We start from the raw sequence: 24,871 nt of genomic DNA, 5'->3' as shown, positions 1-24,871 counted from the left end.
ACAGCCCCAGCGCACGTTGCCCAACCCGAAGAGTTTCCGCCCCACTAGGTAGCCTCGAAGCAGATGTTCGACCCCCCTGCCGACGTGATCGCGCCGGATCGCCCCCTGCGAGTGGCCGTCTTGGTCAAACAGATTCCGGTGTTTGAAGACATGGTGCTGGGACCCGACGGTCGCATGGTGCGAGACGGCATCGACATGCACATGAACGACTACTGCCGCCGCGCCGTGGCCAAGGGCACCGAGGTAGCTCGGGCCAGCGGAGGCACAGTCACCGTGTTCACCCTCGGTCCCCAGTCGGCCGAGAACGTGTGCCGCGAGGCCCTTTTGTTCGGGGTCGACGCCGGAGTTCACATCTGCGACCCGGAGTTTGCCGGGTCGGACACTTGGGCCACCGCCAAGGCGCTGGCCGCCGCCCTGGAGAAGCTGGGGCCGTTCGACCTGGTGATGATGGGGCGCAACTCGGTTGACTCCGACACCGGCCAAGTGCCCCCGCAGCTGGCCGAACTGCTGGGTTTGCCGTTCGCCACCGGGGTTCGTCATTTCTCCCTCCACGGCGACCGCCTCGAGCTGCGGTTGGAGCACGACGACGAGTGGGTGGATGTGGCACTGGGGCTTCCCGCGGTGGTGTCGTGTGCCGAGCGCTTGTGCGACCCGTGCAAGATCAAAGACCCCGAGGCCTGGGCCACCGCAGACGGCTCGCTGATCCAGAAGGTGTCCGCCGCCGATCTGGGTCCTGGTCCGTGGGGCCAAGAGGCCAGCCCTACCTCGGTCGGTCCGGTTCAGATGATCGACGTTGAGCGTCGCCGCCAAATGATGACCGGCCCGCTCGACGAGCAGGTCGAACAGGCCGTGGTGATATTGGCCGAGAAGGGGGCGCTGGCCACCGGCTCGATGCCCGAGCCGGACGTGGTTGCCGGGCGCTCTGGGGCTGGGTCAGGCGCCTCCATCATCGCCGTGCTGGTAGAACCCGGCCGAGAGCGAGTGACCCGGGAGCTCCTGGGAGCAGCCGCCGAGCTGGCCGCGGAGATCGGCGGTCAGGTAGTCGCCCTCGGTCCCGGCCTCGACTATCCCGACGAAGAATTGGGCCCGTGGGGGGCCGATGAGCAGATCGACATCGCCGGCAATGACGGCGGCACGTCGCCGGTCGAGGAAGACCTGGCGTCGGCCATGTCGGCCTGGGCCAGCAAGACCCAGCCGTGGGCCGTGCTGGCACCGGGCACCGCTTGGGGTCGAGAGGTGGCCTCCCGGATGGCAGCGACGCTGGGCGCAGGCCTTACTGGCGACGCCGTGGGGCTGAAGGTGGACGACCACGGGAAGCTCATCGCCATGAAACCGGCTTTCGGGGGATGGCTGGTGGCCGAGATCCTCTGCTCGTCTCCGATCCAGATGGCCACGGTGCGCCCCGGAGTGCTGCCCTTCCCCCGGCCCAATGCCGACCGGCCGCCGGCCCGCCGACTGTCACTGGACTCTCCCAGCCGCAGCCGCCTCGAAGTCATCCGGCGCTATCGGGACGACGACAGCGATGAGCTGGCCAACGCCTCGGTGGTAATCGGCGTGGGCCAGGGGGTGGAACCAGCCGACTATCCCAAGCTGGAAAAGCACCAGGCCGCCATCGGTGCCGCCCTGTGCGCCACCCGCAAGGTGACCGACTACGGGTGGATGCCCAGGGCTCGCCAGGTGGGCATCACCGGCCACAGCATCAGCCCGCGGCTCTATTTCGCCATCGGCATGAGCGGGAAATTCAACCACACTGTGGGCGTCCGCAACGCCGAGACGGTGGTGGGCATCAACCCCGACCCCGAAGCTCCCTTGTGGGAGATCGTGGACATCGGCTTTGTGGGCGATTGGGCCGAGGTCTTCGACGCCCTGATCCCCCGCCTGGCCGAAGCCCAAGCGGGCTGATTTATCCACCAATGGGCACAGACGATGGTCCGCCCGCTGACAGGAATAGCTGGTTCGCCAGGTCTGTAACCCTGACCAAGCAGTCCATTTCGTGCTGGCGGGAAGGAGAGGGCGGCACCGGGGCGGCAGAAATCGCCTTCTGGTCGGCGGTGTCGCTGTTTCCGGCCGCGGTGGCCGCCGCCGCCATCGCCTCCACCATTCGGGCGGTGTCGGACCGGATCGCCGACCGGTTCAACGAGTGGTTGGCCGATGCCGGGCAAACCGCGCTCAGCGATGTGAACAGCAACATCGGCGAGGAGTTCGCCGATGTCGTCTCGGCACCCCCGGCGGCCACCTCCATCGCCGCGGTAGTGGCGGTGTGGGGCACCATGAGGGCCGCCGCCGCGGCCTGTCGGGCCGTCCGTCGGGTGCGGGGCGCCCCCCGCCGGTCGTGGTGGCTGGAGCGATTCACTGGGTTTTGGCTCCTGGTCGGAGCTCTTCCCCTCGTCGCCGGACCCACCGCCATTGCGGTGTGGGTGGAACCTCGGCTGGCCCCGGTGGTCGGCTTTGTGTCGGCGGTGGCCGTGTTCTCCCTGGTGCAGAAGATGTCCTGCCCTCGCCGTCCCCTCCGCCACGACCTGATCGGCGGGCTGGTATCGGCCGTCTGGTTCTCCGTGGTCTCCGCCGCGGCCGCAGTAGCGGTGAACTGGACCGTGGGCGGCACCGCCATTACCGTAGCCACCGCCGGTACCCTGGCCGCCCTGAGTTGGCTATGGGCCGCGGCCTGCGGCGTCACTGCCGGTGCCGCCGTCGCCGGCGCCCTCGACCAGCGCAACGCCTAATTCTCGCCCAGGAAGGGAACCTCTCGATCGGGTTCGCTCCTGTCGGGCAGTTCGAGATTGAGACCGCGCGGCATGTTATCGACAAGCCATCGGCCCATGTGCTCGCGTTCCTGCCGCTGGACAAAGGCTGCTGGAGTGGCCCCCGTCGCGGCGACAAGTCGTGCCGGAGCGATGGGGAAACAGGAATCAGGGGTTCCAGCCGCGGCCCACACGGTGTCGTAGGCCAGCAAGTCCTCGTCGATCCATGTAGGCAGTGGAGTGTGATGGCCAAACGGCGGGGTTCCCCCAATGGCAAAGCCGGTGGCTGCTCGCACCGTATCCGGATCGGCCAAGCTGATCTCATCACCGGCCATCTCACCCAGGCGATCAGTGTCTACCTGATTGGCCCCTGAGGTCAGCGCCAGTACCAGCTTGGTGGGAGTGGCGAAAACCAGAGATTTTATGATCTGCCCCACATCACACCCCACAGCGGCAGCAGCATCAGCCGCGGTCCGAGTGCCCGCCGGATACCGCACCGGCTCCACCTGCACCCCCAACTCCTCCGCCGCGGCCCGAAACCGCTCCAACCCACTGGCCATGAACCCTCCTTGGTCTACTGCAGGGGGTCGATCTTGCCCAAGGGCTCCAATCGCCTAGCCGGTGAGCCTTAAGTAGAGAGCATCCGGACAAAGCTCGATCTCTTCTCCCCAGGTGATCCCTCCATCGGCAGCAACTCGCACTGCCTCAAAGCAAGCTCGACTCTGCCATGCCTTGAACACGCCTCGTCCAGCCAGATCAGAGAGGTCAACCTCACCGGCTACCCCGTCGGCGTATCGAAGCCAGACTCGGTATCCCTCTCGGGGTGACACTTCAATAGGGCGGTTCAATTTGTCTGTGTGTTCCATGTGCTCAAATCCTCAGCACTTGCAATCGGCTTTACCTGCCCGTCCAAACTACCGGACTCGACGACCACTACCCCACTGCATTCGATCAACTTGCGCATCGCGTACGACCACTTGCCATTGCTGAAGTACGGTCGGGCTATGGCCGAACCTCGTCAGCCCGATGTGCTCAGCCGCCTGCCGATACCTGAGGAAGTCCGCGACGACGTGATGGAGATGTTGAGAGTCGGCCCCTCGGCGGTGTGGGGTCGGCCCGTGCTGAGCCGTCGAGAGCGCAGTCTGGCCACCATCGCCATGATGACTGCGCTAGGCAACGAGTTCGCCATCCGCGAGCACGTCATCATGGGCTTGGACTCCTTCGGCTTGAACCGGGAGGAGATATGCGAGGTCATGATCCAGGCCGCCATCTACGCGGGCTTCCCTGCCGCTATGAAGGCCTTCGGCATCGCCACCGACATCTTCGCCGACCGCGACGCTGCCAGCTGAAGATGGGCATCCGGCTGAAGGAGGGATGACGGTGGAGACAATCCATGTGGAGGTGACGTACGAGGGTGTTCTCGTGGCCGTCGATGGCGACGCCGAGCGGAAGCTGACCAGCGAAGAGTTCTCTATCGCGTTCGAGCAGATGGCTGAGAAGCTCCATGAGATCGATGGCCTGGTGGATCCGAGTTTGTGGAGCCAAGCATCAAACGGTCAGATCGAGCTCGCGTTCTGCTTGCCCAGGTTTGGCAACACCAAGGAGGTGACAGCGGACGCCATCTCGACAATCGCGGAGGTGGGGGCAGCTGGGGGGATCGACATGGATGGGTGTGGCGAAATTTCCCAATACGGCGGGAAACCAGCAGTGCTTAGGGCCCCAAAGGCCGCGAATTCCGCGTCCGAGTGTCCTCGACTCGTGCTCCATGGGGCATTCCGAACGACGGAGGTGCAGCCCAGCTCGTAGCTCTTGCAGGAAGCACTCCAGCAGAAAGTGCCATCGGCCGGCTACGACTTAGCGGTGAAGATCCAGCGGCCGTCGGTGTGGGAGAGGTGGCCGCAGCTGGGGCCGGCGAAGTGGGTGCCGAAAATGAGGATGCCGGAGTCGGCGTAGCGGTCGCGGAACTCCACCCGAGTGGCCGAGGCCCGGGGCGGGTCGTCGTCGGCGGTCATCACCCATTCGGGGGCGGTGAACTGCACGGGATGGTGGACCAGGTCGCCGGTGATCACCGCCTCTTGGCCCGCAGAGGAGATTCTCACGCTGACGTGGCCGGGGGTGTGGCCGGGTGAGGGCTCTAGGCGGATTTCACCGGTGACGGCGTGTTCGCTGTCCACCAGATCGGCCAAACCCGCCTCGAGCACAGGGCGCACCGCGTCGCCGAAGGTGATGGCCGCTCCCTCAGCCCCGGAGTCCCAGTATTCGTACTCGGTGCGGCCGAACAGGTAGCGAGCGTTGGGGAAGGTGGGCACCCACTCCCCGTCCACCAGGATGGTGTTCCAGCCCACATGGTCGAAGTGCAGGTGGGTACACAGCACGATGTCGATGTCTTCAGGCTCGTAGCCCGCCGCGGCCAGCTCGTCGAGGAACCCGTTGCCCAGGTGGCCCATCTCCGGAATCATCTCGATGGGCCGGTTGCCGATGCAGGTGTCCACCATGATGGTCTGGCCCTGTGACTCCAGCACCAGGGCGTGGATGGACAGGGCCAGATCGCCAGAGTCATCCAAGAAGTGGGGCACCAGCCAGTCGGCGTTGGCCTCGAACACCGCCATGTCGGGCTCCGCATACATGCCCTCGGGCGAAACTGGTTGCAGGATCTCCCGAACCAGCATGACCTTTACGTTGCCGATATAGGTAGTCAGTGCCATGGCTATCCTCCCATCTTGTCCAAGACTTCGGTCTGGTAGCGCCCGACGAAACGGCGGATGTCGTCGATGTCGGCGCTGCCCGACTCGGCGGCCGAGACGATGAGCCGGTCAAGGCCCGTCTCGGCGTACTTCTCGATGAGTCCCAAGTCGAACGAGCCGCCCCGCTGGTAGCTGCCCGGCCACACCGTCAGCTCGATGGCGTCGGGATCCCGGCCGTGCTCAACGGCGGTGGCCCGGATGACGGCCACCCGGTCGGCGTAGTCCTCGGGCGAGATCACATAGGGGTAGAACCCATCGCCCAACCGCCCGGCCCGCCGAGCGGCCCGTCCGGTGCTGCCGCCGATAACGATGGGAGGCCCGCCGGGCTGGGCCGGGTTGGGCAAGCTCTCGCACTCGAAGAAGCTGGCCGCGTTGCTCTCGTAGGTGCGGTAGCCCGGCGCCCACAGCTCCCGCAGAGCGCCGATGCACTCATCCAACCGTTCGCCCCGACCCTCATAAGGCACCCCGCAGGCGGCGTACTCCTCGACCTGCCAGCCACTGCCCACTCCGAGGATCACCCGCCCGCCGCTGAGAGCATCGAGGGTGGCCACCCGCTTGGCCATTACCGCCGGCGGGTGCAGGGGCAGCACCACCACCCCGGTTCCCAGCCGCACCCGCTCGGTCACTGACGCCATAAAGGCCAGCATCTCCAGAGGATCGGGCATCACCACGCCCGGAGCGCCGGGCATGCGTCCCGACTCCGAATAGGAATAGCGGGGCTCGTAGTTGTTGGCCACCACCACGTGCTCCACCGTCCAGATCGACTCCACTCCCTCTTCGTCCATCGCCTGGGCGAATTGGGTGACCCAGCGGGGATCGGTGATCACCGACTCGTGCATGTGAGGAAGGACTCCAAGGCTAACCATGGGCTGAACATTACGCACTGGCCGCCCGGCACGGGTCACTGTCTGACCGACGGGTTAGCTTCATGGCATGCCGGAGCATCAGGTGATCGACGTGGACGGCCATGTGTTCGAGCCCAACGCCAAGCGACTCTTCGGATGGGATTGAGCCCATGAGCGCCATCACCACCGCCAGCACTATTGAAGAATGGGTGGAGCTGGCCCACGCCGAGGGGCTGACCGACGGGTTGCCGGTGTATCCCCCCACCCGAGCCGCGGTGGACGCCCTGGTGGAGGCGTCGGGCCGCGACCCCGGCCTGCTGCTGGGGGCCATTCCGCCGAGGGGCGGTGCAGCCACCGTCGAGGTGGTGGCCGCCAACGCGGCAATGGCCGGCTGTCGGCCGGAGCACTTCGAGGTGGTGCTGGTGGCCGTGGAGGCCATGTTGGAGGACCGCTTCAACCTGCGGGGGGTGGTCACCACCACCCATCCGTGCTGGCCCCTGGTCATCGTGTCGGGGCCGGTGGTCGAACGGCTCGACATGGCCCACACCGAGTCGGTGTTCAGCGGCGGCGGGGCCCACGCCAACGCTGCCATTGGCCGGGCCATCAAACTGCTGCTGTGGAACGCGGGCGGGGCCACGCCCGGCGAGCCGGTCAAAGAGGTGTTCGGCCATCCTGGCCGCTACGCCTTCTGCGTGGCCGAGTCGCCGGCCAGCCCCTGGCCCCCGCTGCACCAGGCCCGGGGCATCGAGGCCGACAGCGGGATCACGGTGTTCGCCTGCGAATCCCCCACCAGCGTGGCCATGTGGGGGGCCGACGACACTCCGGTGAATCGCCTGGCGCAGTTGGCCGACGCCATGGCCATCAAGGGGTGCAACAACACCCACACCATGGGCGAGACCCTGGTGGTTCTAACCCCGAACGAGGCCCGGCACATGGCCGAGAACGGCTATGACCGGGCGTCGGTGCAAGAACAACTCTGGCAGCAGGCCCGGCGGAGGATCGGCGACCTCCTGTCCCCCGGCGTTCCCCCTTATGCCTGGTGGCCCGACTGGGTGGACGCTGAGAACCCCGATGAGCTGGTGCCGGTGACCGAGCGACCCACCGACATCCATGTGATGGTCACCGGCGCCGAGTCCATTCCCTGGATGGCGGTGTGCGCCGGCTGGGGCAACCTGGGCGGCTACGCAGTGAGCCGGGCGTTAGACGGCTAGAACTGGCAGGATTGGGGAGTGAATCTGATTGGCGAACTGGTTGATCCCCGGGGCGAGGTGGTGGTCAGCGATGAGGCGCTGGCTCCCCGGCGGGGCCACACCCAGGGGCAGCTGACCATCGGCTTCCTGGTCAACGAGTACAACCCCTCCTCCGGCCCCGATTTCACCCGCTACACCGAGGTGCTGGAGCAGGAGTTCAACCACCGCCTGGATGTGACCGCGGTGGTCCGCCAGCACAAGCCGGTGCTCAGCCGCCCGGCCGGTGATGACATGCTGGCCTCCTTCCGGGCCTGTGCCGGGGTGGTCAACGGCCTGGCCAAATGAGGCTCATGCACGTCGGGCAGTGTGCTCGACGCCGTGAATCTGGAGAGGCTGGGCATCCCCACCGTCACCGTGGTCACCGAGCCCTTCACCGTGGCCGCCGACACCGTGGCCCGCTCCCTGGGCATGCCCGACGTCCCCCGAGTGGTGATACCCCACGACTATCTCAGCGAAGACACCGACACCATCGCCAAGAAGCTCGAACCCCTTTTCGACGAGATTCTCGACCGGTTATTGGTTCGCTGAGCGAGCTGGCGTCCAGCCCGCCAGTTAACTGCCCTGCTCTTGGAATTCCTCGGGGCTGAGGATGCGGCCGCCGTCTTTGAACAAGATGTCGTTGTAGCCCTGACCCGGGGGAATGAACTCGGCCCAGATGGGCTTGTGGTAGCCCACATAGATGGTGCGCCGGCCACCGGACTCGGGAGCATCGGTGGGGGGCGGAGCGCCGTGCATGGTGTGGCCGTAGTGGACGGTGACGTCGCCGGGCGAGGCGCTGATTGCCACCGTGGGCCAGTCGTCGCGCACCTCGCGTGCCCGGTTGGACGACTTGTTCGAACCGGCCAGGTAATGAAGCTGACCGTTGGCCTCGGTGCACTCGTCGAGCTGGATGCCGATGCTCACCGTGGGACAGGTGATGGAGTGGCCGCCAGTGCCGCAGTCCCGGTGCCAGGGAAGATCGGCCAGACCCTCAACGATGCTGGGCAGCTTGATGACCACCGAGACGCCGTCTCCCCGCTCTGGATAGGCGGCGAAGTCGTCCCCGCCCAGCGCGCCGATGGCGTCCAGTCGGCGATCACCGATCAATCCGAGCATCAGCTCGCTGCGGTCGTCCATGTGGGTCACCCGGCAGCAGACCTCCTCGCCGTCGGCGTTGGTGGCCCACCACGAGCGGTGGTCATCGGGAGTGGCCTCACCGCGCTGGCGCTCCACCTCGGTCCGCAGAGCCTCGATCTCCCCGTCGCTGAACACGCCTTGGATGTGGAGGAACCCAGCCTCATCGAGGAACCGGCTCATCTCCTCGTGGTCGTCGTCGAGGGTGAAGCTGCGGGACAGATCCACCGTGGGCTCCCACCCCTCGTACAAGGGTCGGCCGTGATACATGGCCAACAGCACCGGCTCGAAGTCCTCGAACAGCCCGAAGTCGCCCCGAACCATCTCGGCGGCCTCGGCATACATCAAGCCGACCCAGGTCCACAGCTCGGCCACGTAGTTGAACCAGTCCTGCTCGCTGACCTCCACCACCAACTCGGCGTCGCCGCCCGGCCGGATCTCGATGCCGTTATCGCCAACTACGTAGGTCACCGACCGGCCGTCGGTCAGCCGCCAGGCGAAGCTCTTGATCAGGGTGCCGGCCGCGATGTCAGCAGCCAGAGCCCCATTGCCCGTCGCCAGCCGCCGGGGCAGTTCCTCAGCATGGAAATCGTCGAAGTCCAGGGTGTCGAACATGGGAAGACGGGGAGCATGGTCCACTACAGCCATGGCGAGAATTTAGCCCACTGCTGCCGAGAAACTCCGAAGCGGCAGGCAGAGACCGCTCTATAACTCCATCCCCGCGTAGGGGTCGGTTGGGTTGCGGCGAGCCTCGATATCAGTGAAGCGGATGGCGGCCGCCTCGGGGGTGATGTCATGGGTGAACACCCAAAACCGGTCCTCCACAATGGCGTTCACCACGTTGTCGGCTACCACTGAAGGCGCTATTCCCTGGGCGCTGAGCGTCTCCCGCAGCGGGGTCATGATGGCATTCTGAGTAGCAGTCAGCTCGGCGCCGTAGGGGCGATTGCGCTCGGAGTTGAAAATCTGGGTGTTCACCAGATTGGGGCACAAACACGACACCCCCACACCCTGGGGATGCACCTCTCGCCACAGCGACTCGGTCAACCCCACCACCGCGTGCTTGGTGGCGCAGTACATGCCCAGCACGCTGTTGGTGACCAGTCCAGCCTCTGACGCGGTGTTGACAATATGGCCCTCACCGGATTCCACCATGAGAGGCGCAAACGTGATCACACCATGGGCCACGCCCATCACGTTCACCCCCACGATCCAATCCCATTCCTCGGGCGTGGTCTCCAGCATCAGCCCGGCGGGTCCCACCCCGGCGTTGTTGCACACCACATGAACCCCGCCATAGGCCGACAGCGTCTGCTCGGCCAAATCCCTCACCGCAGCGGCATCGCTCACATCGCACAGCACACCCAGCACATCGGCGCTATCGGCCCCAAGCTGGGTGGCCGACCGGGCCAGCGCTTCTTCCTCCACGTCGGCCATCACCACCTGCATCCCCTCGGCGGCAAACCGCTTGCTCAAGGCGAACCCGATCCCGCTAGCCGCCCCGGTCACCACCGCAACCCTGCCGTTGAGCTCCTTCATCGCCCGAACTCCTCTGTCCGACTAACCGACGCCTCATCTTGCCAGGGATATTTCGCAGTCAATGATTTCTGCGTGACCCAGCCCACCGGATAGCAGGCCGTAGGGTGAGAGGATGGCTCAGCTAGTTGCCGATCTCACCGGCACCATCACCACGCCCCGGGTCGGCGACGAAGAGTCTCCCAAAGCGGCCAGGAGGGCTATTCCCCTGGGCCGCCGAGGCCATGCTACGGAGATCGCCGCCGCCGCGGTGTTCCTGCTCAGCCCCCAGGCCAGCTACATCACTGGACAGGTGCTGGCCGTGGACGGCGGCATGTCAGTGAAGCTGGCCATACTGGGCGACGACAACGCCCCGGTATTTGTAACCAGACCTGAGGTTCGTGCCCGAATGCTCGGGACCGAATCACCATGAGCGAATCCCCGAGCGACGACAAGCGCCACCGGTTCGCTGATTGGGCTGGGGAGGACGAAGAAGCGCCGGAACTCGTGGCCGCGGCCACCGTGGTGCTCTTGCGAGACGCCCCCGGAGGGCTGGAAACCCTGATGATGCGGCGTAGCTCCAAGCTCAGCTTCGTCGGCGGCAAGTGGGTGTTCCCCGGCGGCCGAGTGGACGATGACGACTACCCCGCCGGCCAGCCCGACGACATATTCGCCGCCAGCCGGGTAGCGGCGGTGCGGGAAGCCGAGGAGGAGGCCGACCTGGCCATCGCAATCGATGACCTGGTGCCCTACTCCCACTGGGTGCCCCCCACCACCATCAACAAGCGCTTCGCCACTTGGTTTTTCCTCGCCCCCGCCCCCGCCGGCAGGGTCACTGTGGACGGCGGCGAGATCAAAGAGCACGCCTGGTGGCGCCCGGCCGAAACCCTGGCCCGACATGCCGCCGGTGAGATCGACATGGTCCCACCCACCTTCATCACGCTGATGGAGCTGGGCGAGCACCCATCTGTCGACGACGCCCTGGCCGCAGCCCGAGGCCGGTCCGACGACATCCCCCACTATGAGACCCATATCGCCCTCGACGGCAAGGTCCCGGTGTCGCTGTGGCACGGCGATGCCGGGTACGACGCCCATGACGCCAGCGCGCCCGGCCCCCGGCACCGCCTCACCCTGAAGGAGGGCGGCTGGCGGTTCGAGCGGACATGACCCGCAGCGCCTCCCGCCGAATGGCGGCATCACATAGGGCTCTGGCTGTGATGGCGGCGCTCATCGTGGTTGCTATCGGCGCCTGCGGTTCGGGTTCGGCTACCCGGACCACCCCCACCGCCACCCCAGCGGTCACTCAGCCACCGGCCACCGCCACTCCACCCCCCGACCGAGGTCCGGTGACCTACGTGGATCCCGTCTTTCAGCCCAATGGCAACCGATTGGCCATCGGCTCGGGGCTGGGCACCGGGTTCATTCAGCAAATCACCACCAAGGACATCAATCTGGGCGACGTCCCCACTTGGGTCACCGGTACCAGCACTCCCAATGGGGATGTCTGGGCGGTGGCTCTGGCCGACGGAACGGTGTACGGCTACCAGATCCCCATTGGAGGCCAGCCGCTTCCTTTCGAGATACCCGGTGGATGGCTGGCACCGGGCCAGCCGCCAGTGCTCGCCGTGCAGGGCAACTCGGTGCGTCTGGCCACCACCCCGGCCAACGCCTCGCCCAACAGCGTGCCGGTGTATCTGACCGGCAATCGAGCCGCCTACGTGGACAATCTCCAGCGGCTCACCGTGCTGGAGCCCGACGGCACGCTGTGGCGACCCGATCTCAAGGTGCTTCCCGACACCCGGGTCGTTCAGGTCAGCCCCGAGAAGGTGCTGGTTCTGGCTGAGCCCACCGATCGCTTCCCCCATTCGGCCTTGGGCGACAACCTGGAGGCCACGGCGGTAGTGGTGGTCACCGTCGGAGTCAACGAGGTGGAGACGATCTACCGGTCAGGGGACGACGTGATCGAGTCCATCGCCCCCCTATTGGCCGATGCCGACGGCGACGGAGTCGACGATGTGGTGCTCACCGTCAGCAATGACAGCCAAATCTGGTTGGTGGTGGCGTCCAGTACCGGGGGCGGTGTGGTGGCGATCAGCGATCCGGTGGACCGATTGCTGGGTTGGCGCCACTTGGTAGCGGTTGGGCCGCTCGGTCCCACCGGGCAAACTGAGATCGTTGAAGTGCTGTACCCCGACGCTCAGGGTTCGGTCAGGTTCTTGAGCTTGAGCAGTGGCAAGTTGGGGGTTGTGGCGACACGGACGGGATACCGGTCCCACGAGTTCGGCGCCCGTAACCTCGAACAGGCCGTGGCCGCCGACATCGACCGGGACAACTATGTCGAACTGGTCGTCCCAACGCTGGACCGCCAGCACATCGCCGGCGTGCGCCATGGCCCCGACGGAGCGGTGGATATGTGGAGCCGTCCGCTCGGGGGCACGCTGGCCTCAAACATCGCGCTGCTGACCCGACCTGATGGCACCATGTCGGTGGCCGTCGCCACGCTCGAGGGCTCGCTGCGCATCTGGCAGTGACGAGATGGTGAGTTACCAGTCTGACGGCGAGTCATCAGTGCGACGACGAGTCATCAGTGCGACGACGAGTTGCCAGTCCGCAAATGACTCCTCCCGTGTTCATGTCGAGCCGGTAACTTCAATGCCTGATGGATTCTGACTCCGCGCCGAACCAAGTCGCCGATGTTGAAGCGGCGCGGGGGCTCACTGCCGCACAGGTAGCCGAACGGGTAGCTTCCGGGCGCACCAACCGGGTGCCGGACGCACCCGTGCGCACGCTGCCCCAGATATTGCGGGCCAATGTGTTCTCCCCTGTCAACGGGATCATGCTGGCGCTGTTCGCCGCCATTCTGGTGGCCGGATTCCCCCGCGACGGCCTGTTCGTCGGAGTGGTGGTCTCCAACGCAGTCATCGGCGTGGCCCAAGAGATCAGGGCGAAGAGAGAACTGGACAGGCTGGCAGTGCTCAGCGCGCCCAAGGCCCGAGTGGTCCGCGATGGCGAGTTGTCCGAAGTCGGCGTCAGCGAAGTGGTGGCCGACGAGGTGCTGGAGCTGGCCCCCGGCGACCAAGTAGTGGTGGATGGAGCAGTGCTCACCTCATCCGGCCTGGAGGCCGACGAGTCGCTGCTCACCGGCGAAGCCGATCCCATCGAGAAGAACCCCGGCGACGAGCTGCTGTCGGGCAGTTTTGTGGCGGCGGGCAGCGGCCGCTACCAGGCCACCCGCATCGGCGCCGAGTCCTACGCCAGCTCCCTTTCGGAGGAGGCCCGCCGATTTACCCTGGTCAACAGCGAGCTGCGCCGCGGCATCGACACCGTGCTGCGCTGGCTCATAGTGATGATCCCTCCGGCTTCTGCCCTGCTCATCTTGGTGCTGCTCGACACCGAGGACCGCTGGCAGAACGCCTTGCAGGGTACGGTGGCCGCCGCGGTGGCGATGGTCCCCGACGGTCTGGTGCTGCTCACCAGCCTCTCTTTCGTAGCCGGGGTGATCGCCTTGGCCCGCCGGCGGGCGCTGGCCAAGGAGCTGGCTACGGTAGAGCTGCTGGCCCGCACCGACGTGCTGTGCTTGGACAAGACCGGCACCATCACCACCGGCCACATCAGCTTCGGCGATGTGGAGAGCCTGCCCGGCGTCGATCCCGCACTAGTCGCCACCACCCTGGGCGCTATGGCCCATGCTGACGAGGCCCCCAACGCCACCATGCTGGCGGTGCGCGATGCCTATCCGGCCCCCGCAGGCGATGACGGCGGAGGTTGGGGCCCGGTAGGGGTCACGCCGTTCTCCAGCGCCCGTAAATGGTCGGCAATGGAGTTCCGCAACCACGGCGCCTTCTACTTCGGGGCGCCCGACGTGATCGCCGGAGACCTGCCCGACGTGATGAACCGAGTGGCCGGGCACGCTGAAGAGGGCCGGCGCACCCTGCTGTTGGCCCGTAGTCCTGAGCCGCTGGCCGACGAGACGTTGCCTGAGAGCCGGACCCCGTTGGCCTTGATCCTACTAGAGGACACCATTCGCCCCGACGCCCCCGAGATCCTGGCCTTCTTCCGGGAGCAGGGGGTGAACCTCAAGGTGATCTCCGGCGACCATACCGCCACGGTGGCCGCGGTGGCCCAGCGGGCCGGCATCCCCAATGCCGACAAACACATGGATGCCCGGGAGTTGCCCGACGACACCGACGAGATGGCTGCTGCGCTGGCTGAGAACGCAGTATTCGGGCGGGTGACCCCCCAGCAGAAGCGGACCATGGTGGATGCCCTCCAGTCCAGGGGCCACACCGTGGCCATGACCGGCGATGGTGTGAACGATGTGCTGGCCCTCAAAAACGCCGACATGGGGATAGCCATGGGCAGCGGGTCGGCCTCCACCCGGGCCGTGGCCCAGTTGGTGCTGCTGGACAACTCATTTGCCACCCTGCCCGAGGTGCTGGCCCAGGGGCGCAAGGTGATCAACAACGTGGAGCGGGTGGCCAATCTGTTCGTGACCAAGGCGGCCTACGCCGTGCTGCTCACCGTGCTGGTGGGGATCTTCACCGTGGAATACCCGTTCTTGCCCCGCCATCTCACCCTGGTGGGCACCTTCTCTATCGGCGTGCCCGGCATTTTCCTAGCTCTGGCCCCCAGCACCGAGCTGATCCGACCCGGCTTTCTGTCCCGAGTGCTGCGATTCTCGGTCCCCGCCGGGGTGCTGGCCGCGGTGGCGTCCTTCTTCGTCTACGAGATCGCCCGACGCCACGAAGAGGTCACCCTGCCCGAGGCCCGCACCGTGGCCACGTTCACCCTGCTGGGCGTCGGGCTGGTGATCTTGGTGGCAATCAGCCGTCCGCTGCGGCCGTGGAAGATCGGCCTGGCCGCGGCTATGGGTGGATCGTACCTGATCGTGATGGTGTGGCCGTGGACCCGAAACTTCTTCGAACTGGACGTCCCCCCAGGCTGGATGTGGATTCCCACCATCGCCGCCGTGGCCATCGCCGGCGCGGGCGTGCTGACCATCCCCCGAGCCTTGAGGAGATACCAAGGCCAGTGATTGAGAACCCAGGTGGCCACGCTCCCAACAGCTACCAGGACATCGCCTACTCAGTGGAGAACCGGGTGGCAGTGATCACGTTGAACCGGCCCGAGAAGCTCAACGCCTTCAGCACCCTGATGGGCACAGAGATGTCGGATGCCCTGTGCCGCAGCGATGCCGATGAGGACGTGCGGGCGGTGGTTATCACCGGCGAAGGACGAGCCTTTTGCGCGGGGGCCGACTTCTCCGGCGGTCCCGGCGTGTTCGGCACGCCCAAGACCGACAGCTTCCGGTCCGACCCCCTCGAGTTCCACCCCTGGGACGTTCGCAAGCCGGTCATTGCCGCCATCAACGGCCACGCCGTGGGCCTGGGCATGACCATGGCCCTTCAATGCGACATCCGCTATATCGCCGCCGATGCCCGTTGGGGCATTGTGCAGAACCGCCGGGGCGTGCTTCCCGACCTGCGATCCCACTGGACACTGCCCCGCACCGTGGGCCACGCCAAGGCAATCGAGATCCTCCTCACCGGCAAGATGTACACCGGCCAGGAGGCCGCAGAGATGGGTTTGGCCACTGCCGCCCTGCCCGCTGACGAAGTTCTGCCTGCCGCCATGGAGACAGCCAGAGACATCGCCCTGAACGTCGCTCCGGTGTCGGTGGCGCTCAGCAAGCGCCTGCTGTGGACCACCTCACCCGGCGATCAAGGCATCATCAACGACCTGGAGCGCCGCATTCACCTCCACGTCATGGGCCAGCCCGACGCCACCGAGGGGGTCATGGCCTTCCTGGAGAAGCGATCCCCGGAATGGTCGCTCGCCCTGGCCGACCACTGGCCCGACTGGATGCCCCCGGCCACCCAGGACGAATAGCAACATCGAATATCAGTAGGGTCAGACAATGCGCATCGGCATCTATATGGACTTGCGGAACCCGCCGGAGTGGCAAAAGCCCTGGCCCGACTTCTACCGGCAGTCGCTGGAGCTGGCCGTCCAAGCCGAGGAGTGGGGGGCCGACTCGGTGTGGCTCAGCGAGCACCACTTCTTCGAGGACGGCTATCTGCCCCAGCCCCTCACTTTCGCCGCCGCAGTAGCAGCACGAACCCAGCGCATCAGGATCGGCACTGCGGTTCTGCTGGCGCCGCTACGCCTAGCTCCCCAGATCGCCGAAGAGGCCGCGGTGGCCGACCAGATCAGCAACGGACGCATCGACCTGGGGCTGGGCGCGGGCTACGTGTACGACGAGTTCGCGGCCTACAGCGCCGACCTGTCCAAGCGCTATACCACCACTGACCAGCGGGTGCGGGAGGTGCGGGAGCTACTGGACGGGGGCATCGTCACCCCGCCCGCGGTGCAGAATCCCTTCCCCATCTGGCTGGGCTACAACGGCCCCCAGGGTGCCCGCCGGGCTGGTCGGCTGGGCTGCGGGCTTTTGTCCATCAACCAGGCGTCGCTGGAGCCCTATACCGAGGGACTGGCCGAGGCTGGCCACGACCCGGGCATCGCCAATATGGCTGGGGTGGTGAGCATGGTGGTGGCTGACGACCCCGAGGAGGCCTACGAGCGCATCCTCCCCCATCTGGCCTGGCAGCTGAACACTTACCGCGCCGCGGGGGCATCGGGCACCGGCAAGACCCCTAGCCTGCTCACGGTGGAGAAGCTGCGGGAGCGGCGCAGCACCATGGGGGTCATCTCCCCGATGGAAGTGCTGACCCCCGACGAGGCCATCGAGCACTTGCGCCGCCTGTCTGAGGGCATCCCCATGGTGGAGGCATACTGCTGGGCCAGCATCGCAGGCATGCCCGACGACTTGGCCCATCGCCATGCCGAACTGCTGTGTACCGTCGTTCGCGAAGGAGTGGCCGAGATATGAGCGACTTGTCTGAGAGTAGGCCGCTAGCTGGTATGGCTGCCCTGGTGACCGGGGGTGCGGGCGGGATCGGCCGATCCACGGCCCGGCTGCTGGTGGCTGACGGGGCCCACGTGGTGATCGCCAGCCGCAGCGCGGGCCATCTGCAAGAGGTTGCCGACGATCTCGGGCCGCTTGCCGCGGACACCGGCGGCTCCATCCGCTGGACTGCCTGCGATGCCACCGACAGCGACCAGGTCCAGGCCGCGGTGGGGCTAGCCGCCGAGCCCACCGGATGTCTCGACATGGCGGTCTCGGTGCCCGGCGGTGGCGCAATGGCCGCCATCCTCAACTACGAACCCGAGCAAGTCGCCGAGACGGTCAGCTTCAACGTGGTTGTCCCGTTCATCATGATCAAGCACGCCGGGCGCCACATGGCTGAGGCTGGAGGCGGCTCAATCGTGGCGGTGTCATCCACCTCGGCCATCCAGTCATGTCGTTTCTTGGCCCCCTACTGCGCGGGCAAAGCCGGGGTGGATGCCCTGGTCAGGGTGGCCGCCGACGAGTTGGGGGGCCTCGGCGTCCGGGTCAATGCGGTGCGCCCGGGGTTGACCGCAACCGACACCACCCAAGGCTTGGTGAACAATGACTCGGTGGTGGCCCAGTACCTCGACCAGCAGCCCCTCCAACGCATCGGCCGGCCTGACGATGTTGCCTGGGCCATCCGTTATCTAGCCGGGCCGGAGTCGAGCTTCACCACCGGCCAGTTCATCACCGTGGACGGCGGCCACACGCTTCGCTCATTCGTCGATTTCGCGGATGTGGTGGCCGCCCGCTCGGCCTCCTAGTGGTGTGTCACAGAGGCAGGCGCTACTCCGAGGAGTCACAACTGGCCGCCTGGCGCTGACCCTTGCAGTGATCGCGGTCCTGTTAGCAGCCTGCTCTATCGAGGAACCCGACGCCTCTGGGGGACGCTTCACCGCCGTGGCCGCCGGTGAAGATCATTCGTGCGGCATTCGAGAAGACGGCACCGCTCAATGCTGGCAGGGCAGCGCGAACAACCCTGGCTGGGCCGTCTACCTCAGCGGCAACTTCACGGCAGTCTCCGCGGGAAGCGGCTACTCGTGTGGGATTCGCGATACCGGTGCTGCCGAATGCTGGGAAGACAACTACCAAGCGGGTGCGGATCCGCCTGAGGTTGGCTTCACCGCCATCTCCGTGGGCGCAAGCCGGTCGTGCGGCATAGACAACAGCGGCACCCTTCAGTGCTGGAGCAACATCGTGGGAGGCCCCGACCCCGCAGAACCGCCTGAAGGGCGCTTTGCCGCCATCTCCGTGGGCTGGGGTCCGGCCTCTTGCGGGCTGCGAGGCGACGGCACTGCTGCGTGCTGGGGTGGGGACGGCTGGGAGACTCCTCCTGAGGGCTCTTTCAGTGCAATCACGGTCGGCTCGACCCACGCATGCGGCCTGGGCAACGACGGCATCGCCCAATGCTGGGGCGACAACAGCGATGGGCAGGCCGATCCCCCGCTCAGCATCTACACCGCCATTGCGGCCGGAGCCGGCTTCACTTGCGGCATCCGCGACGACCAGACCGTTCGGTGCTGGGGCCGTGGTGGAGTTGTCGATCCTCCCGGTGACCGCTTCATCGCTCTTTCGGCCGGACTCAATCATGCGTGTGGACTGCGCGATGACAACAAAGTCCGGTGCTGGGACTGAGTCACGCGGCCTGATGATCAGTAGATAGTCTCTCGGCCCATGCGAGCAGTTGGAGTCATTGAGTACGGCGGGCCGGAGGCTCTGGAGGTGGTGGAGTTATCCACCCCTGAGGCCGGCCCCGGCCAAGTGCGGATCCGGGTGCGGGCCACCGCGGTCAGCCCCACCGACACCCATGTGCGGGCTGGCACCCGGGCCGAGCAGCAGGCCAAGACCGGGCCGCCGCCCTATGTGCCGGGCATGGACGTGGCCGGGGTGCTTGACCAGATCGGAGAGGGCGCCGACACCGACCTTCAAGTGGGCGACCAGGTGATGGCCATGGTGTTGCCCCGCGGGTCGCATGGGGCCTATTCGGAGTATGTGGCATTGCCGGCGGAGTCGGTGGCCCGGATGCCAGCGGGATCGTCGTTTGCCGAGGCCTGCACCCTGCCCATGAACGGCCTCACCGCCCGGCTCAGCCTCGACCAGCTCGCCCTGCAACCCGGCCAGACCCTGGCAGTGACCGGGGCGGCTGGGTGCTACGGCGGCTACATGGTGGAGCTGGCCAAAGCCGACGGCCTGCGGGTGATCGCCGATTCCTCCGAGGCCGACGAGGAGCTAGTGGCCTCGTTCGGCGCCGACGTGATCATTCGCCGGGGCGACGACGTGGCCGACCGCATACGGGAGCACGCTCCCGACGGCGTGGACGGCCTGGCCGATGGATCGGTGCAGATGGATCCGTTGGTGGCCGCAGTGCGCGACGGCGGAGGCTTCGCCTCGGTGCGGGGATGGCCGGGCAACGGCGAACGGGGCATCCAGTTCCACGTGACCTGGGTGTTCGACTACGCCAAGGAGCAAGCCAAGCTCGACCGCTTGCGCCAGCAAGCCGAAGACGAGCAAGTCTCTCTGCGGGTGGCTGGCACCGTACCCATGGAGAACGCCTCCGAAGCCCACGCCCGCCTGGAAGCCGGAGGCACCCGAGGCCGCTGGGTCATCGAGTTCTAGCTGCCACTAGGGAACCTCAGAGAGGCAACTCTAGCTCAACGCCTTGATATCCGCGATGATCTCGGCGGCGTGCTGGTCCAGATCCTGGCCCTCCAGGTCGTAGGCCTTGGCCACCGCGCCGTCCGGTGAGATCAGATAGCTGATCCGGCGGGGCAAACCGTGCTCGTAATAGGGCTCGCCCTCAGCTCGCTCGGCGTCGTAGGCCTGACCCACAGCTCGGTCGGGATCGGAAATCAGCGCAAACGGAAAGCTCTCGCCGTCCACAAAGCCCTTCTGATCCTCAACTGAGTCGAACGACGCTCCCACCACTACGGCTCCGAGAGCCTCAAACTCGGAGATTCGATCACGGAATCCCCTTCCCTGGATGGTTCAACCCTTGGTGGACGCTTTCGGGTACCACCAAAACGCCACCCAATTGCCCCGCAGATCAGCTAGCGACAGGTCATTGCCGTCCTGATCAGGGGCAGTGAACTCCGGAGCCTTCGTACCTTCGCTCAACATGAGTGGCGATCCTAGCTCCGACGCCATTGAAGGGAGCAGTTGTAGGGCCCTGGCTGGGAGAGGGGAAACCCTGTGAACTTAGGATGCTGGCCATGAAGCGATTCGAGGGCAAGAACGCCATCGTCACCGGAGCCAGCCGAGGCATAGGCAGAGGTATCGCCCAACGGCTGGCGGCCGAGGGGGCCAACGTGGCCATCACCGCCCGCACCCTGGATGCCCACCCCACCCTGCCCCGGCGGCCACCGCCCGGCCTAGGGGCAGCCCAGCGCATCTTCCATTCTGATCTCGACCATCAGCAATAGATGATCTCGTCGTCCAAGATCAGGCGCTTGGGGTCGGGTCGCCCTGATCCTCCTATCGTGCCGTCGGGCAGCAAGTATTGGTGAACGAGAGCAAGCTCTTGGCCGTCAGGACCGAGATACCAGACCATCTGGCTCCTCGTCCCCTCGGGTAATCCCACTTCAGGCTGGACCGGACGGTCAACCAGAAGAATTGATTTCAATTCGCCGCGAATGATTCGCTCGAGCAAATCCAACTTGTTGAATCGCTCCCTGATCTCACTGGGCTCGACACGTCGTACAGGCGCGTCCTCCTGCTTTCCACCCAATTTCGACTATTTCCCGGTGGTCTATGACACACGGCCGCGTAGGATTGCTCTCGTGGAAGCAATCGATGCCGAGATCATAGAGAAGCTGAAGCTGCTTGAAAATGGCCAATTGTCCGTGGATCAGTTCGAAAAGTGGCATATAGGCCGAACATGGGGCAAAAGCTCAGAGCTGATCACTGAGATCGATTTCACCTTGGTCGAGAAGTCCTTACTGACCAAGGAGCAACTGATCAGTGAACTCCTCTCCCATGCAAAGGATGGGGCCATAGGACCTACATCCACCGCATCGGGCTAGGGCCCTGGAGGTAGAAGGCACTAGGCGGATAGCCCGCTTACCGGATCCCTATCGCAGGGCGGCAGCAAAGTGATGGTGGTTGTTGTCCCACCAGCGGCGTCGGCGGTGATAGCGCTCAGCACCATCAGTGCGGTTCCACATCTCGACGAAGTTGGGGTCGCCCGATTCCACTCTGAGCCAGATGAACTCTTCGGCGCGGGTGAGGGCGTCCTCCATTGCTGCTAGCAGCTCCGTCCGGCCGTCCCGGTCTAGGCCGTAGGCGTCGGCTACCACCCGCAGCCGCGCCGGCCCGTCAGCAAGGCGCCACCCGAGGCGGGCTTGGTCGAAGTCGTTGTCGATCGGCACGCACAAGCGGGCCAGGCAGGCCAGGTCGTAGATTGGTCGTCCCGGTGCCGCGAATTCGAAATCGAGCAGCGCAACGGCAACGCCATCACGGAAGACAACGTTCTCCAGGCACACGTCGTTGTGGCAAACCACTGCCCCGCCCGCAGGGTCAGCCAGACCGTCGTTCCACGCGAGACCTCGAGGGTCGAACCCGTTGGCGGCGTCATGCAGGCCGCGCAACAGTTCGGCCGTAGAAGCCAAGGCGACATCGGACTGGCCCCACTCCGGATAGGGCGGTATTGGAACCTCGCCTTCGATGAACACAAGGCGCTCGCGGCCGTCGCCATCGATGCCGACCGGTTCAGGGGCGCCCTCGAATCCGGCCTGTCTCACCGCCCGAAGAAGGGCATGAATCGAATCCGAGTGCGGACTGGATGGGCGAAGCACATGCGAACCGACTCGGACCACCTGCCCTGCATTGGCTATCCCCCCGCCAAGAGGCTCCTCAACCACACCAACCAGCGTGCCACACCCCAATGACCCTCATGACCCTCGAGACCACCGCCTGCTCCTATTGGGTGGAAGCCGCCCAAGGCGCGGCTAGCTGGACATCCAGCTGAGGGCTTGGATCTCGCTGTAGGCGTGGAGGCCGTAGATACCGCGGTCGCGGCCCACGCCGCTCATCTTGAATCCGCCAAACGGGGCGTGTACGTGGGGCGCCATCGAGTTGAGACCGACATTGCCCGATTCGATGCGCTTGCCGATCTCGAAGGCTCGGGCGGTGGTGCCCGCGAACACATAGCTGAACAGCCCGTAGTCGCTGTCGTTGGCCAGCTCCACCGCGTGGTCGTCGTCGTCATGGGCCAGCACCACGACGACCGGGCCGAAGATCTCCCGCTGCACGACGCGCATATCTGAAGTGCAGTCGGCCAGCAAGGTGGGTTCCACGAAATAGCCGGGCAGGTCGGGACGCTTCCCGCCGCACAGCAGGGTGGCGCCGTCGGCCACGCCGCTGGCGATGAAATGCTCCACCCTGTCGCGATGAAGCTCGGTGATAACCGGGCCGACAATCGTCTCCCGGTCGAGGGGATCGCCCACCTTGAGCATTCCGGCCACCGCGGTCAGCTTGTCTACCAGCTCGTCGTAGCGGGAGTGGTGCACGATCACCCGAGTGGGCGCGGTGCAGATCTGGCCGCTGTGGAACCCCCACACCGAGGCGATGGCCCCGACCGCGCCGTCCACGTTGCAGTCGTCAGTCAACACACACGCGCCCTTGCCCCCGAGCTCCATGAGCAGGCGTTTCATGGTTGATCCGCCCGCCTGCATGATCTTGGCCCCCACCGCGGAGGAGCCGGTGAAACTGATCATGTCCACGTCTCGGGACTCCACCAGCGCAGCCCCGGCCACGGCACCCGATCCGGTGATGATGTTGATTACTCCCGGCGGGAATCCGGCCTCTTCAATGATCTCGCCCATCTTGATAACCGCCAGCGGGTCTTGGGGCGCCGGTTTGATCACCAAGGTGTTGCCCATGGCCAGCGCGGGGGCGATCTTGCCCGACATGTTGACCAGCGGGAAGTTGTAGGAGGTGATGCAAGCCACCACGCCCACCGGCTGGCGGATTACGTGGGCGCACGACAGCCCACCAGGCCCCAATGCGTTTTCCGCCACCGGGTATGGTTCGATGGGTTCGTCCACGTTCACCGAGATCTCGTAGTGGCGGAACCGGTCGGCACAAGAGGGGATCTGGATCGACTCGGACACATTGATGGTGGCCCCAGTCTCCCCTTGGACCAGGCCCACCAGGCCGCCGAGATTCTGTTCCAGCAAATCGGCGGCCCGGCCGATCATGGCGCACCGCTCGGCCATCGGGGTGTCTCGCCAGCCGGGCAAGGCCGCCTTGGCCGCGGCAGCAGCGTCGTTCACCTGGGTAATCGACGCCTCAGGTGCGTGGCCGATCACCTGGGTGGTGTTCGGGTTGACGATCTCATAGGTGCCCGACTCGGCAGCGACCCAATCGCCTCCGATGAGCAGGCGATACTGCTCGTCGACGTTCACCGGCTCCAATTCGGCCAGTGTCATGGCGATTCCCCCTTTGCCAAAATGCTCGCTACCCCAAACGGCCGTCCGAGCTAGGCGGCGATGCCGTACCTCTCCAGCCCGTACAGCTCGATGGCGTTGCCCCGGAGCAGCTTGTAGGCCTCCTCCTCGTTGAGCTGGGCCTGGGTCACGATCCTGGTGGCCACTTCCTTGGTGTGGGGGAACGTGGAGTCGGCGTGGGGGTAGTCCACCTCGAAGGTGATCTGGTCCATGCCGATGAGGTCGCGGTTCCGCAGTCCCACCTCGTCGTCGAACATGCAGCCCCACACATGGCCGGCAATGTAGGACGACGGCGGGTTGGGCAGATTCACGCCGAAATCGCCGTTGTCGTCGTTGATCCGCTCCTCCCACAGCTTGTCCATGCGCTCGATCACGTAGGGCATCCATCCCACCTGGCCCTCGCTATAGGCCACCCGGAGACCGGGATACCGCACGAACACGCCCGACAGGATGTAGTCGCACATCGACCCCATGGCATTGCTGAAGGTGATGGTGGAGCTGACTGCGAACGGCGCGTCGGGCGAAGTGGTCGGCATCTTCGACGACGAGCCGATGTGCATGTTCACCACCGTCCCGGTCTCCTCGCAGGCGGCGAAGAACGGCTCCCAGAACCCGCTGGGGTCGTGGATGGACGGCAATCCCAGGTGGTAGGGGTTCTCCGAGAAGGCCACCGAGAAGCTGCCCTTGTCGGCACAACGATGGACCTCCTCAGCGGCCAGATGGGCATCCCACAGCGGGATGATGGTCAGCGGAATGAGGCGCCCTGCCCCGTCGCCCGCGCACCACTCGTCGATCATCCAATCGTTGTATGCCTTGACGCACAGCAGGGCCAGGTCCTTGTCCTCCCGCTCGTAGAAGGCCTGGCCGCAGAACCTAGGCAGCACATTGGGGAAGCAGATCGACGCCTCCACATGGTTGGCGTCCATGTCTTGGAGTCGCTCTTTCTGCTTCCAGCACCCGGGCAGGATCTCGTCGAACGTCACCGGGGTGTTGGTGAGCGGCTCGAACCCGATGGCGGCCGAGAGCTTGGGGAACGGGTAGATCAGGTCGTCGTAGAGCCACCAGTCGCCCCACGTCCCGTCGGGCACCCCCTTCTCGTAGCTGAACACCCCGCCTTCGAAGTGGAACTTGGCTTTGTCGCGCTCAACCCGAGGGCAGCGATCGTGGTACTTGCGGGGCAACCGCTCGGTCCACAGGTCGGGGGGCTCGACCACGTGGTCGTCCACGGAGATGATGCGGGGGATCTCTGCCATGGGCAGAGAGCTTATCGG

General features: G+C 65.8%; 28 protein-coding genes and 1 pseudogene. 18 read left to right on the top strand and 11 right to left on the bottom strand.

Features of this window, described 5'->3' with window-relative positions; translation table 11 throughout:
• The first annotated feature begins 63 nt into the window (after positions 1–63).
• Positions 64–1,902, top strand: a complete 1,839-nt coding sequence (locus OXG30_14230) for an FAD-binding protein (GenBank protein MCY4136048.1) — start codon at positions 64–66, stop codon at positions 1,900–1,902.
• A gap of 11 nt (positions 1,903–1,913) precedes the next feature.
• The gene (locus OXG30_14225; GenBank protein ID MCY4136047.1) at positions 1,914–2,723 is read left to right on the top strand and encodes a YihY/virulence factor BrkB family protein; all 810 of its coding nucleotides are present in this window, start codon (positions 1,914–1,916) and stop codon (positions 2,721–2,723) included.
• Here OXG30_14225 and OXG30_14220 read toward each other — a convergent pair.
• Both OXG30_14220 and OXG30_14215 read right to left on the bottom strand, forming a co-directional pair.
• A complete protein-coding gene (locus tag OXG30_14220; protein MCY4136046.1) occupies positions 2,720–3,301 on the bottom strand; it encodes a YbaK/EbsC family protein in 582 nt (193 codons plus the stop codon). The two genes, OXG30_14225 and OXG30_14220, sit on opposite strands and share 4 nt — an antisense overlap.
• A gap of 54 nt (positions 3,302–3,355) precedes the next feature.
• Positions 3,356–3,607 (bottom strand): DUF2442 domain-containing protein, encoded by a 252-nt coding sequence (locus tag OXG30_14215; protein MCY4136045.1) that lies wholly within the window; start codon positions 3,605–3,607, stop codon positions 3,356–3,358.
• A 138-nt stretch (positions 3,608–3,745) separates the two neighbouring features.
• On the opposite strand from OXG30_14215, the gene OXG30_14210 reads away from it, so the two are divergent.
• Positions 3,746–4,090, top strand: a complete 345-nt coding sequence (locus OXG30_14210; GenBank protein MCY4136044.1) for a carboxymuconolactone decarboxylase family protein — start codon at positions 3,746–3,748, stop codon at positions 4,088–4,090.
• 31 nt (positions 4,091–4,121) lie between these two features.
• Positions 4,122–4,547, top strand: coding sequence for a hypothetical protein (locus OXG30_14205; protein ID MCY4136043.1), 426 nt, complete (start codon positions 4,122–4,124; stop codon positions 4,545–4,547).
• A 41-nt stretch (positions 4,548–4,588) separates the two neighbouring features.
• On the opposite strand, the gene OXG30_14200 is transcribed toward OXG30_14205, so the two are convergent.
• Both OXG30_14200 and OXG30_14195 read right to left on the bottom strand, forming a co-directional pair.
• Entirely contained in the window at positions 4,589–5,446 is an 858-nt protein-coding gene (locus tag OXG30_14200) for an MBL fold metallo-hydrolase (protein ID MCY4136042.1), read from the bottom strand.
• A gap of 2 nt (positions 5,447–5,448) precedes the next feature.
• Positions 5,449–6,351 carry an LLM class F420-dependent oxidoreductase gene (locus OXG30_14195; protein ID MCY4136041.1) on the bottom strand — a complete coding sequence of 301 codons (903 nt, stop codon included), beginning with the start codon at positions 6,349–6,351 and terminating at the stop codon, positions 5,449–5,451.
• A gap of 149 nt (positions 6,352–6,500) precedes the next feature.
• On the opposite strand from OXG30_14195, the gene OXG30_14190 reads away from it, so the two are divergent.
• The 3 genes from OXG30_14190 to OXG30_14180 are packed head-to-tail and all read left to right on the top strand — an operon-like array spanning position 6,501 to position 8,108.
• The gene (locus OXG30_14190; protein ID MCY4136040.1) at positions 6,501–7,541 is read left to right on the top strand and encodes a hypothetical protein; all 1,041 of its coding nucleotides are present in this window, start codon (positions 6,501–6,503) and stop codon (positions 7,539–7,541) included.
• Positions 7,542–7,559: 18 nt separating this feature from the next.
• Positions 7,560–7,865 carry a hypothetical protein gene (locus tag OXG30_14185; protein MCY4136039.1) on the top strand — a complete coding sequence of 102 codons (306 nt, stop codon included), beginning with the start codon at positions 7,560–7,562 and terminating at the stop codon, positions 7,863–7,865.
• Positions 7,866–7,898: 33 nt separating this feature from the next.
• Positions 7,899–8,108: a hypothetical protein gene (locus tag OXG30_14180; GenBank protein ID MCY4136038.1), complete on the top strand. Its 210-nt coding sequence runs from the start codon at positions 7,899–7,901 to the stop codon at positions 8,106–8,108.
• Between the two features lie 24 nt (positions 8,109–8,132).
• Here OXG30_14180 and OXG30_14175 read toward each other — a convergent pair whose 3' ends face one another.
• A complete protein-coding gene (locus OXG30_14175) occupies positions 8,133–9,341 on the bottom strand; it encodes a phytanoyl-CoA dioxygenase family protein (protein ID MCY4136037.1) in 1,209 nt (402 codons plus the stop codon).
• A 57-nt stretch (positions 9,342–9,398) separates the two neighbouring features.
• Entirely contained in the window at positions 9,399–10,232 is an 834-nt protein-coding gene (locus OXG30_14170) for an SDR family NAD(P)-dependent oxidoreductase (GenBank protein ID MCY4136036.1), read from the bottom strand.
• Positions 10,233–10,344: 112 nt separating this feature from the next.
• On the opposite strand from OXG30_14170, the gene OXG30_14165 reads away from it, so the two are divergent.
• From OXG30_14165 to OXG30_14125, 9 genes are all read left to right on the top strand, one after another.
• Positions 10,345–10,641 (top strand): SDR family oxidoreductase, encoded by a 297-nt coding sequence (locus OXG30_14165; protein ID MCY4136035.1) that lies wholly within the window; start codon positions 10,345–10,347, stop codon positions 10,639–10,641.
• Positions 10,638–11,375, top strand: a complete 738-nt coding sequence (locus OXG30_14160) for an NUDIX domain-containing protein (protein ID MCY4136034.1) — start codon at positions 10,638–10,640, stop codon at positions 11,373–11,375. Before OXG30_14165 ends, OXG30_14160 begins: the two co-directional genes overlap by 4 nt.
• Positions 11,372–12,739, top strand: coding sequence for a hypothetical protein (locus OXG30_14155; protein MCY4136033.1), 1,368 nt, complete (start codon positions 11,372–11,374; stop codon positions 12,737–12,739). The genes OXG30_14160 and OXG30_14155 overlap by 4 nt, the downstream gene beginning before the upstream one ends.
• A 128-nt stretch (positions 12,740–12,867) precedes the next feature.
• Positions 12,868–15,243: an HAD-IC family P-type ATPase gene (locus OXG30_14150; protein MCY4136032.1), complete on the top strand. Its 2,376-nt coding sequence runs from the start codon at positions 12,868–12,870 to the stop codon at positions 15,241–15,243.
• Positions 15,240–16,097 carry an enoyl-CoA hydratase-related protein gene (locus OXG30_14145; protein MCY4136031.1) on the top strand — a complete coding sequence of 286 codons (858 nt, stop codon included), beginning with the start codon at positions 15,240–15,242 and terminating at the stop codon, positions 16,095–16,097. Before OXG30_14150 ends, OXG30_14145 begins: the two co-directional genes overlap by 4 nt.
• A gap of 28 nt (positions 16,098–16,125) precedes the next feature.
• Positions 16,126–17,097 (top strand): LLM class flavin-dependent oxidoreductase, encoded by a 972-nt coding sequence (locus tag OXG30_14140; GenBank protein MCY4136030.1) that lies wholly within the window; start codon positions 16,126–16,128, stop codon positions 17,095–17,097.
• Complete coding sequence (locus OXG30_14135) at positions 17,094–17,921, top strand: SDR family NAD(P)-dependent oxidoreductase (GenBank protein MCY4136029.1); 828 nt, start codon at positions 17,094–17,096, stop codon at positions 17,919–17,921. Before OXG30_14140 ends, OXG30_14135 begins: the two co-directional genes overlap by 4 nt.
• A 67-nt stretch (positions 17,922–17,988) precedes the next feature.
• Positions 17,989–18,792 carry an RCC1 domain-containing protein gene (locus OXG30_14130; GenBank protein ID MCY4136028.1) on the top strand — a complete coding sequence of 268 codons (804 nt, stop codon included), beginning with the start codon at positions 17,989–17,991 and terminating at the stop codon, positions 18,790–18,792.
• 39 nt (positions 18,793–18,831) lie between these two features.
• Entirely contained in the window at positions 18,832–19,773 is a 942-nt protein-coding gene (locus OXG30_14125) for an NADP-dependent oxidoreductase (protein ID MCY4136027.1), read from the top strand.
• A gap of 30 nt (positions 19,774–19,803) precedes the next feature.
• Here the strand turns inward: OXG30_14125 and OXG30_14120 are convergent, their stop codons facing one another.
• Positions 19,804–20,274: a peroxiredoxin gene (locus OXG30_14120; protein ID MCY4136026.1), complete on the bottom strand. Its 471-nt coding sequence runs from the start codon at positions 20,272–20,274 to the stop codon at positions 19,804–19,806.
• 83 nt (positions 20,275–20,357) lie between these two features.
• On the opposite strand from OXG30_14120, the pseudogene OXG30_14115 reads away from it, so the two are divergent.
• Positions 20,358–20,480, top strand: a pseudogene (locus OXG30_14115) (SDR family NAD(P)-dependent oxidoreductase).
• 86 nt (positions 20,481–20,566) lie between these two features.
• Here OXG30_14115 and OXG30_14110 read toward each other — a convergent pair.
• Complete coding sequence (locus OXG30_14110; GenBank protein MCY4136025.1) at positions 20,567–20,704, bottom strand: hypothetical protein; 138 nt, start codon at positions 20,702–20,704, stop codon at positions 20,567–20,569.
• Between the two features lie 229 nt (positions 20,705–20,933).
• Between OXG30_14110 and OXG30_14105 the strand changes: the two genes are divergently transcribed.
• On the top strand, positions 20,934–21,176 hold the full coding sequence (locus OXG30_14105; GenBank protein ID MCY4136024.1) for a hypothetical protein: 243 nt from the start codon (positions 20,934–20,936) through the stop codon (positions 21,174–21,176).
• Positions 21,177–21,224: 48 nt separating this feature from the next.
• On the opposite strand, the gene OXG30_14100 is transcribed toward OXG30_14105, so the two are convergent.
• From OXG30_14100 to OXG30_14090, 3 genes are all read right to left on the bottom strand, one after another.
• Positions 21,225–21,893, bottom strand: a complete 669-nt coding sequence (locus tag OXG30_14100) for an aminoglycoside phosphotransferase family protein (protein ID MCY4136023.1) — start codon at positions 21,891–21,893, stop codon at positions 21,225–21,227.
• Positions 21,894–22,100: 207 nt separating this feature from the next.
• On the bottom strand, positions 22,101–23,582 hold the full coding sequence (locus OXG30_14095) for an aldehyde dehydrogenase family protein (GenBank protein MCY4136022.1): 1,482 nt from the start codon (positions 23,580–23,582) through the stop codon (positions 22,101–22,103).
• Between the two features lie 50 nt (positions 23,583–23,632).
• Positions 23,633–24,853, bottom strand: coding sequence for an amidohydrolase family protein (locus OXG30_14090; protein ID MCY4136021.1), 1,221 nt, complete (start codon positions 24,851–24,853; stop codon positions 23,633–23,635).
• Between the last annotated feature and the right edge of the window lie 18 nt (positions 24,854–24,871).

The sequence above is a fragment of the bacterium genome (genome assembly GCA_026708015.1).
In the GTDB taxonomy this organism is placed as follows: domain Bacteria; phylum Actinomycetota; class Acidimicrobiia; order Acidimicrobiales; family Bin134; genus Poriferisocius.
This window is presented reverse-complemented; position numbering and strand designations above follow the sequence as displayed.

What these genes read in the sequence shown, in the direction of transcription:
- OXG30_14230 (MCY4136048.1), top strand. Translation starts at nt 64, where the DNA reads ATGTTCGACCCCCCTGCCGACGTGATCGCGCCGGATCGCCCCCTGCGA.
- OXG30_14225 (MCY4136047.1), top strand. Translation starts at nt 1,914, where the DNA reads ATGGGCACAGACGATGGTCCGCCCGCTGACAGGAATAGCTGGTTCGCC.
- OXG30_14220 (MCY4136046.1), bottom strand. Translation starts at nt 3,301, where the DNA reads ATGGCCAGTGGGTTGGAGCGGTTTCGGGCCGCGGCGGAGGAGTTGGGG.
- OXG30_14215 (MCY4136045.1), bottom strand. Translation starts at nt 3,607, where the DNA reads ATGGAACACACAGACAAATTGAACCGCCCTATTGAAGTGTCACCCCGA.
- OXG30_14210 (MCY4136044.1), top strand. Translation starts at nt 3,746, where the DNA reads ATGGCCGAACCTCGTCAGCCCGATGTGCTCAGCCGCCTGCCGATACCT.
- OXG30_14200 (MCY4136042.1), bottom strand. Translation starts at nt 5,446, where the DNA reads ATGGCACTGACTACCTATATCGGCAACGTAAAGGTCATGCTGGTTCGG.
- OXG30_14195 (MCY4136041.1), bottom strand. Translation starts at nt 6,351, where the DNA reads ATGGTTAGCCTTGGAGTCCTTCCTCACATGCACGAGTCGGTGATCACC.
- OXG30_14190 (MCY4136040.1), top strand. Translation starts at nt 6,501, where the DNA reads ATGAGCGCCATCACCACCGCCAGCACTATTGAAGAATGGGTGGAGCTG.
- OXG30_14175 (MCY4136037.1), bottom strand. Translation starts at nt 9,341, where the DNA reads ATGGCTGTAGTGGACCATGCTCCCCGTCTTCCCATGTTCGACACCCTG.
- OXG30_14170 (MCY4136036.1), bottom strand. Translation starts at nt 10,232, where the DNA reads ATGAAGGAGCTCAACGGCAGGGTTGCGGTGGTGACCGGGGCGGCTAGC.
- OXG30_14165 (MCY4136035.1), top strand. Translation starts at nt 10,345, where the DNA reads ATGGCTCAGCTAGTTGCCGATCTCACCGGCACCATCACCACGCCCCGG.
- OXG30_14160 (MCY4136034.1), top strand. Translation starts at nt 10,638, where the DNA reads ATGAGCGAATCCCCGAGCGACGACAAGCGCCACCGGTTCGCTGATTGG.
- OXG30_14155 (MCY4136033.1), top strand. Translation starts at nt 11,372, where the DNA reads ATGACCCGCAGCGCCTCCCGCCGAATGGCGGCATCACATAGGGCTCTG.
- OXG30_14150 (MCY4136032.1), top strand. Translation starts at nt 12,868, where the DNA reads ATGGATTCTGACTCCGCGCCGAACCAAGTCGCCGATGTTGAAGCGGCG.
- OXG30_14140 (MCY4136030.1), top strand. Translation starts at nt 16,126, where the DNA reads ATGCGCATCGGCATCTATATGGACTTGCGGAACCCGCCGGAGTGGCAA.
- OXG30_14135 (MCY4136029.1), top strand. Translation starts at nt 17,094, where the DNA reads ATGAGCGACTTGTCTGAGAGTAGGCCGCTAGCTGGTATGGCTGCCCTG.
- OXG30_14125 (MCY4136027.1), top strand. Translation starts at nt 18,832, where the DNA reads ATGCGAGCAGTTGGAGTCATTGAGTACGGCGGGCCGGAGGCTCTGGAG.
- OXG30_14110 (MCY4136025.1), bottom strand. Translation starts at nt 20,704, where the DNA reads ATGGTCTGGTATCTCGGTCCTGACGGCCAAGAGCTTGCTCTCGTTCAC.
- OXG30_14095 (MCY4136022.1), bottom strand. Translation starts at nt 23,582, where the DNA reads ATGACACTGGCCGAATTGGAGCCGGTGAACGTCGACGAGCAGTATCGC.
- OXG30_14090 (MCY4136021.1), bottom strand. Translation starts at nt 24,853, where the DNA reads ATGGCAGAGATCCCCCGCATCATCTCCGTGGACGACCACGTGGTCGAG.